We start from the raw sequence: 7,502 nt of genomic DNA on the forward strand, positions 1-7,502 counted from the left end.
CAACTTCATGCTCGGTGAAGACATCGACGCCCTGCGCGACGCCGTGCGCGAATTCGCGCAGGCCGAAATCGCCCCGCGCGCCGCCGAGATCGACCGCAACGACCAGTTCCCGATGGACCTGTGGAAAAAAATGGGCTCGCTCGGCGTGCTCGGCATCACCGTGGGTGAGGAATACGGCGGCGCCAACATGGGCTACCTGGCCCACATGATCGCCATGGAAGAAATCAGCCGCGCCAGCGCCTCGGTGGGCTTGTCCTACGGCGCGCACAGCAACCTCTGCGTCAACCAGATCAAGCGCAACGGCACCGATGAGCAGCGCAAAAAATATTTGCCCAAGCTCATCACGGGCGAGCACGTGGGTGCGCTGGCCATGAGCGAACCCGGCGCCGGCAGCGACGTCATCAGCATGAAGCTCAAGGCCGAAGACAAGGGCGGCTACTACCTGCTCAACGGCAGCAAGATGTGGATCACCAACGGCCCCGATGCCGACACCCTGGTGGTCTATGCCAAGACCGAACCCGAGCTTGGCGCGCGCGGCGTGACCGCCTTCCTGATTGAAAAAGGCATGAAGGGCTTTTCCGTCGCGCAAAAGCTCGACAAGCTCGGCATGCGCGGCAGCCACACCGGCGAGCTCGTCTTCAACAACGTCGAAGTGCCGGCCAGCCAGATCCTCGGCGGCCTCAACAGCGGGGCGAAAGTGCTGATGAGCGGGCTCGACTACGAACGTGCCGTGCTCACCGGCGGGCCACTGGGCATCATGCAGTCCGTCATGGACAACGTCGTGCCCTACATCCACGACCGCAAGCAATTCGGCCAGAGCATCGGCGAGTTCCAGCTCATCCAGGGCAAGGTCGCCGACATGTACACCGTGCTGCAGGCCGGCCGCTCGTTTGCCTACACCGTGGCCAAAAACCTCGACATGCTCGGCACCGACCACGTGCGCCAGGTCCGCAAGGACTGCGCCTCCGTCATCCTCTGGTGCGCCGAAAAAGCCACCTGGATGGCCGGCGAGGGTGTGCAGATCTACGGCGGCAACGGCTACATCAACGAATACCCGCTGGGCCGCCTCTGGCGCGACGCCAAACTCTATGAAATCGGTGCCGGCACCAGCGAAATCCGCCGCATGCTGATTGGACGCGAATTGTTCGCCGAGACCATGTAAGGCCGGTACCCATGCCAGTGATACATCAGACGGCGAGATGGCTCCTTGTGCTCGTGCTTGCCGCGCTTCTCGGTGCGTGCGAAAAAGATGAGCCCCCGCCCTACGCGGCAGTGCCGCAAGCCGACGCTACGTTCGAATGCGGCGTCCCCGAATCTCTGCGGGGAAAGGCCGTGAACGTCTTTCTGGATGCCTCAAGGGTGGGGGAGGTCTCCGAGGAAGCTATGCTCGCCCTGAAGGGCCGTTTCGCGGCCTACGCCGTCGGCCTCACCCTGCGGGACGGCACCACCGTCAGCATCGACCTTGACGAACCCATGGGTTTTACCGCCAAGGGCCTGGCGCATCACACGGGATGTGAGCAGTTCAAGTGGGCAAGCATGGGAAACCTCACGCTGTTTGAATACGCCCATGGCGCCGGAAATCCTTATCCCGCCCAGCAGTTGATGTATTCGCTCGGCCCAACGCCTGACTTCAAGAACCTGCGCCCACTCCTGGCGGGAGGCAAGGGCGTATTCTATGAACGCGAAGGAGACCGCTGCCTGACCGGACTGGTCCAGGGTGACGGTGAAGTGGACAGGTGGTGCTACCAGAGTGGCAAGCTGTACCAGACCCGGAAGATGCTGACCGCCTCGCTCACCGACGGCAAATACCGTTTTGTCTGTGATTTTTCCGGGGAAGGACCTTTGCTGGTCGACGCATCCATCGTGAAAGTCGGGCCGAACCCCGCACCCTCGAACCCGTTCAGCGACAAAGAGCTCGCCACCCTGACCGATAAATGCCTGGGCGAAAAAGCGCTGTTGAAGGCGAGAGCGATCGATGAAACATGACTTTCWGCCGCTTGCCGGACGGCATCCCCGCGGGCAGGYGAAAATACGMCCATGACCACATCGCTCCAAGACCTCTTCGCCCATAACCGCGCCTGGGCCGCGCAGATGGAAGCCGAGCGCCCAGGCTTCTTCACCAGCCTTGTCAAGCAGCAGACGCCCAGGTATATGTGGATAGGCTGCTCTGACAGCCGGGTGCCCGCCAACCAGATCACCGGCCTGGAGCCCGGCGAGGTGTTCGTTCACCGCAACGTCGCCAACATCGTCGTGCACTCTGACCTCAACGCACTCTCGGCCATCCAGTTCGCGGTCGAGCGGCTCAAGGTCAAGGACATCATGGTGGTCGGGCACTACGGCTGCTCGGGCGTGCAGGCCGCGCTGGAAGGCGCGCGCATCGGCCTGGCCGACAACTGGCTTCGCCACATTCAGGATGTGCGCCACCGCCACCGCCAGCTCCTTGACAGCCTGCCCGAAGAGGTGCGCGCCAAAGCCCTTTGCGATATCAACGTCATCGAGCAGGTGGTCAATGTTTCCGTCAGCACCGTGATGGTTGATGCCTGGGCGCGCGGCCAGGAGGTCACCGTGCACGGCTGGGCCTTCGGTGTGCATGACGGTCTGCTGCAGGACCTGCAGATGAGCGTGTCGGCGCCCGACGAGCTCAACAAGTTCTACGGCAAGGCCATCGACCGTGTGTGGGATACCTGGAACGCCCGCGTCGGCGGCGGTGAACAGCAGCAGCTGGTCTGAACGGCGCACAGCAAGCCATGTTCCCCCAGCGCCTGGACTCGAGCATTGCCTACGACATCGCCAAGGCGATGATGGACGGCTTTAACCGCCACTACCAACTGTTCCGAACCGAGTCCGCGCGCGCCAAGCACCGCTTTGAAACGGCAGACTGGCACGGCCAGCAGCGCGCGCAGCGCGAACGCATCGAGTTCTACGACCTGCGCGTGCGCGAAGCGTCCATGCGCCTGGAGCGCGAGTTCAAGGCCGGCGACCAGCCCATGGACGTCTGGCAGCAGGTCAAGCTCCATTACATCGGCCTGCTGGTCAATCACCACCAGCCCGAGCTGGCCGAAACGTTTTTCAATTCGGTCACCACCAAGATCCTGCACCGCAGCTACTTCCAGAACGACTTCATCTTCGTGCGGCCCGCCGTCAGCACCGAATACATCGAGAACGACGAGCTGGTGTCGCAGCCGACCTACCGCGCCTACTACCCCACCCGCGACAACATGCGCGAGGTGCTGCTGCAGCTGGTGCGCGACTTCGACCTGCGCCTGCCGTTTGACAACCTCGAGCGCGACGCGGGTTATGTGCTTGAAGCCATCAGCGGGCGGCTCACCGACGTCAAGCTGCGCGCCAACTTCCAGATCCAGGTACTCACCAGCCTGTTTTTCCGCAACAAGGGCGCGTACGTTGTGGGCAAGATCATCAACGGCTTCAACGAAGTGCCGTTTGCACTGCCGGTGCTGCACAACAAGGCCGGTAAATTGGTCATCGACGCCGCGCTGTTTGGTGAAGATGATTTGCTCATCCTGTTCAGCTTTGCCCGCGCCTACTTCATGGTCGACATGGGCATCCCGTCAGCCTACGTGCAGTTTTTGCGCAGCATGATGCCGCACATGCCGCGCGCTGAAATCTACAACGCGCTGGGCCTGGCCAAGCAGGGCAAGACGCTTTTCTACCGCGACTTTCTGTACCACCTGCGGCACTCCACCGACRAGTTCCGCATTGCGCCCGGCATCAAGGGCATGGTCATGCTGGTGTTCGACTTGCCCTCGTTCCCCTACGTGTTCAAGGTCATCAAGGACTACTACCCGCCGCAAAAAGACACCACGCGCGAGCAGATCAAGGGCAAGTACCTGCTGGTCAAGCAGCATGATCGCGTGGGCCGCATGGCCGACACGCAGGAATACAGCGAAGTGGCCTTTCCGCGCGAACGTTTCAGCGACGAGCTGATCGCCGAGATCGAAAAGTTCGCGCCCAGCCAGCTTGAGATCAGCGACCGCGACGGCGACGGTGCCACCGAAGTCATCATCAAGCATGTCTACATCGAGCGGCGCATGATCCCGCTCAACATCTATTTGCAGGAAGCCTTTGACGCCGGCGTGAAAGAGCCGGCAGCCCAGGACCAGATCGAGCGTGCCGTCGTCGAATACGGCAACGCCATCAAGGACCTGGTGGCCGCCAACATCTTCCCCGGCGACATGCTCTGGAAGAACTTTGGCATCACGCGCCACGGCAAGGTCGTGTTCTACGACTACGACGAGATCGAATACATCACCGACTGCAACTTCCGCAAGGTGCCCGCCGCGCGCAACGAGGAAGAAGAGATGAGCGGCGAGGTCTGGTATACCGTCGGCCCCAAGGACGTGTTCCCCGAAACTTTCGGCCCCTTCCTGCTCGGCAATGACGCGGTGCGCGAAGTCTTCATGAAGCACCACGGCGACCTGCTCGACGCCCATTTCTGGCAAAGCCACCAGGCACGCATCCAGGCCGGCCACGTGCACGACGTATTTCCTTATGAGCGCGAGAAACGCTTTGTCGCGCTGCACAGCCCCGGTGCTCCCCACGATGAAGTCCTCATGCAACTGCCGCCCGAGCCCGTGCTCACAGGCCTGAGCGGCCTGACGCCCTAGAAGATGTTGGCCCCCACGCTTTTCACTTCGCCTTCGGCTCCGTGTAATGCGCGAGGCCTTGCAGGCCGCGGCTCGCGAGACGCTTCGCCTCTGTCGCCCGTCCAAGCCTGCGCAGGCAGGCTTGGAGCCGCGGGCTCCAGCCCCTCGGTGGCGCTGCGGCTGCGGCCCGGCAAAGCCGGTTCCGCGGCCCTGGCTGGMTGGGAGCGCGCTCCACCTTGGCTTTGCTACTTATCCTGCGTCCGTCGCGGCTTGTTGACAGATGCCTCCCGAATTTTTCTTACCTGTTGAAAGGACCTCCTCATGTCTGAATCCATCGTTATCCTTGGCGCAGCCCGCACCCCCATGGGCGGCTTCCAGGGCGACTTCGCCAGCCTGTCGGCCCATGACCTGGGCGGCTACGCCATCAAGGCCGCCATCGAACGTTCCGGCATTGCGCCTGAAAAGGTCGATGAAGTGCTGTTCGGCAACTGTCTGATGGCCGGCCAGGGCCAGGCGCCGGCACGCCAGGCCGGTTTCAAGGGCGGCCTGCCCGCCAGCGTGGGCGCCGTCACGCTGTCCAAAATGTGCGGCTCCGGCATGGAAGCCACCATGCTCGCGCACGACCAGCTCATCGCCGGCAGCCGCGACGTGATGGTTTCCGGCGGCATGGAAAGCATGACCAACGCACCCCACCTGCTGCTCAAGGGCCGCAGCGGCATCCGCATCGGGCACGACCGCATTTATGACCACATGATGCTCGACGGCCTGGAAGACGCTTATGAACCCGGCCGCGCCATGGGCACCTTCGGCGAGCAGTGCGCCGACAAGTACAAGTTCACCCGCGAAGCGCAGGACGCCTTTGCCACCGCCAGCGTGAACCGCGCCAAGGCCGCCACCGAATCCGGTGCCTTCAAGGCCGAAATCACGCCCATCACCGTCAAGGGCCGCAGCGGCGAAACGGTGATCTCTATCGACGAAGGCCCGGGCAAGGTCAAGCTCGACAAGATTCCCACACTCAAGCCTGCCTTCAAGAAAGACGGCACCATCACCGCCGCCTCCAGCTCGTCCATCAACGACGGCGCCGCCGCCCTGGTGCTGGCGCGTGAATCCACCGCCAAAGAACTGGGCGCCACGCCCATCGCGCGCATCCTCGGCCACGCCACGTTTGCGCAAGACCCTGAATGGTTTACCACCGCCCCGGTCGGCGCGGTCAACAAGCTGCTCAAGAAGATCGGCTGGAGCGCCAAAGACGTGGACCTGTGGGAAGTCAATGAAGCTTTCGCCGTGGTGCCCATGGCCGCGATGAAAGAACTCGGCATCAGCCACGACATCGTCAACGTCAACGGCGGCGCCTGCGCGCTGGGCCACCCCATCGGCGCGTCCGGCGCCCGCATCCTGGTCACGCTGATCCACGCGCTCAAGGCCCGCGGCCTGAAGAAAGGCGTTGCCACCTTGTGCATCGGCGGCGGTGAAGGCACGGCCATGGCGATCGAGCTGGTATGACGCAAGAAGCACCACAAACGCTTTCACCCGCTGAGCTCGCCCAGCGCATCGATGCGTTCTGGCTGAAATTCCAGGAGGGCGAGGCGGAGCTTGTCCGCCAGCCGGTACGCGACCAGGTCGAGAGCATCAATGAAGTTCTCGAGGAGTACCTGGAAGGGCTGGCGCTGGAAATGTCGGCTGACGACGGCGACCAGCAGGTCGAACTGATCGCCACCGCGCACGGCAGTACCGAAACCTTTCCGCTGCTGCTGGATTTCGTCAAGCGCGCGCCGCCGCTGAAGCATTACAGCCTCACTGCCTTTCGCGCCCGCACGGAAAGCCCCGACTTCCCCATGCGGATGGACAACTTTGAACTGGCCACCTCCGACGTGCTGATCGGCCACGTCGCCGATGAAGGGCAGGTGGGCATCGAAGTCATGTTTGCGCGTGAACTGCCCAGCGACATGYAGGACCATGCGCGCAACATGACCTTCATCATGCTCGACCATGTGCTGGGCGAGTACGACTTCGCGGTCAAGGTGGGCTTTGTGGATTTCGTCGACGCGTTTTCGGACGAGGTGGCCGGCTCCACGACGCTCGACAAGTTTGGCGCTGTACTCGACGCGTTCTGGACGAATGAACTGGGGCACACAGGCTTGTTCCCGAGCGGCGAACACCGGTGGTCTGTCATGACGGTCGTCTTTGGCAACAACCAGGACGGCGACGAAGAGGGCGACGACGAAGAAGACGACCAGGAGGGTGACAAGGCGATCGTGGCGGTCAACCAGAGCGCCAATGCGATTGCAGCGCGGCCTGACCTGGGCCACGCGATCGAGCTGCGCCTGCCCGTGGATGACCATGCGGCACTGGAGCGTGCCCGCGAAGTCCAGGAGCAGATCGCCACCCGCCTGGAGCTTCAGCATGCCGGCATCCTGTCCCACACCGTGGTCAGGAACGGCCGGCGCCTGGCCAACTATTACGTGGGCGACCTGCCTGCCGCACTCGGCGTGATTGACACCAGCTTGCGCGGCGCATCGTTCGCCGACGTTGAGCTGAGCAATGCGTTCGACCCGTCATGGTCGAAGTACTTCAACTTCGCGGGCTAATCCATGAAAGTCCTCGTCATCGGCGCATCACGCGGCATAGGCCTTGAATTCGTCAGCCAGTACCTGGCGGACGGTGCCAACGTCATAGCCACCGCACGCAACGACGAAGGCCTGCAGCGCCTCAAGGCCCTGGGCGCCAAGGCCTTGCGGCTGGACGTGGCCCAGCCTGCCAGCATCAGCGGCCTGGCCTGGCTGCTGGACGGCGAAGAGATCGACATCGCCCTCTACGTGGCCGGCGTCTTTCCGCAGGGCGATGCACTGACGCCGCCGACGCGCGAGGCGTTTGACCACACCCTGCACACCAATGTGC

At 63.0% G+C, this 7,502-nt stretch carries 7 protein-coding genes; all 7 read left to right on the forward strand.

Annotation, left to right across the window (positions count from 1 at the left end; translation table 11 throughout):
- On the forward strand, positions 1-1,162 hold a 1,162-nt coding region (locus AC1D1P_RS09965), incomplete at its 5' end, for an isovaleryl-CoA dehydrogenase (protein ID WP_477672855.1).
- A 47-nt stretch (positions 1,163-1,209) separates the two neighbouring features.
- The gene (locus AC1D1P_RS09970) at positions 1,210-1,986 is read left to right on the forward strand and encodes a hypothetical protein (RefSeq protein WP_477670100.1); all 777 of its coding nucleotides are present in this window, start codon (positions 1,210-1,212) and stop codon (positions 1,984-1,986) included.
- A 51-nt stretch (positions 1,987-2,037) separates the two neighbouring features.
- Positions 2,038-2,730, forward strand: coding sequence for a carbonate dehydratase (gene can / locus AC1D1P_RS09975; protein WP_477666831.1), 693 nt, complete (start codon positions 2,038-2,040; stop codon positions 2,728-2,730).
- A gap of 17 nt (positions 2,731-2,747) precedes the next feature.
- Positions 2,748-4,625: a bifunctional isocitrate dehydrogenase kinase/phosphatase gene (gene aceK, locus AC1D1P_RS09980; RefSeq protein ID WP_477672856.1), complete on the forward strand. Its 1,878-nt coding sequence runs from the start codon at positions 2,748-2,750 to the stop codon at positions 4,623-4,625.
- 300 nt (positions 4,626-4,925) lie between these two features.
- Entirely contained in the window at positions 4,926-6,107 is a 1,182-nt protein-coding gene (locus tag AC1D1P_RS09985; RefSeq protein ID WP_477670098.1) for an acetyl-CoA C-acyltransferase, read from the forward strand.
- Positions 6,104-7,192, forward strand: coding sequence for a DUF695 domain-containing protein (locus tag AC1D1P_RS09990; protein ID WP_477672857.1), 1,089 nt, complete (start codon positions 6,104-6,106; stop codon positions 7,190-7,192). Before AC1D1P_RS09985 ends, AC1D1P_RS09990 begins: the two co-directional genes overlap by 4 nt.
- A 3-nt stretch (positions 7,193-7,195) precedes the next feature.
- Positions 7,196-7,502 (forward strand): SDR family NAD(P)-dependent oxidoreductase (locus tag AC1D1P_RS09995; protein WP_477672858.1); only part of this gene is annotated, 307 nt, incomplete at its 3' end.

The organism is Polaromonas sp. P1_E1_2 (genome assembly GCF_056406035.1).

Bases quoted from the DNA above. Each gene is read 5' to 3' on its own strand.
- AC1D1P_RS09985 (WP_477670098.1), top strand. From the start codon at position 4,926: ATGTCTGAATCCATCGTTATCCTTGGCGCAGCCCGCACCCCCATGGGC.
- can (WP_477666831.1), top strand. From the start codon at position 2,038: ATGACCACATCGCTCCAAGACCTCTTCGCCCATAACCGCGCCTGGGCC.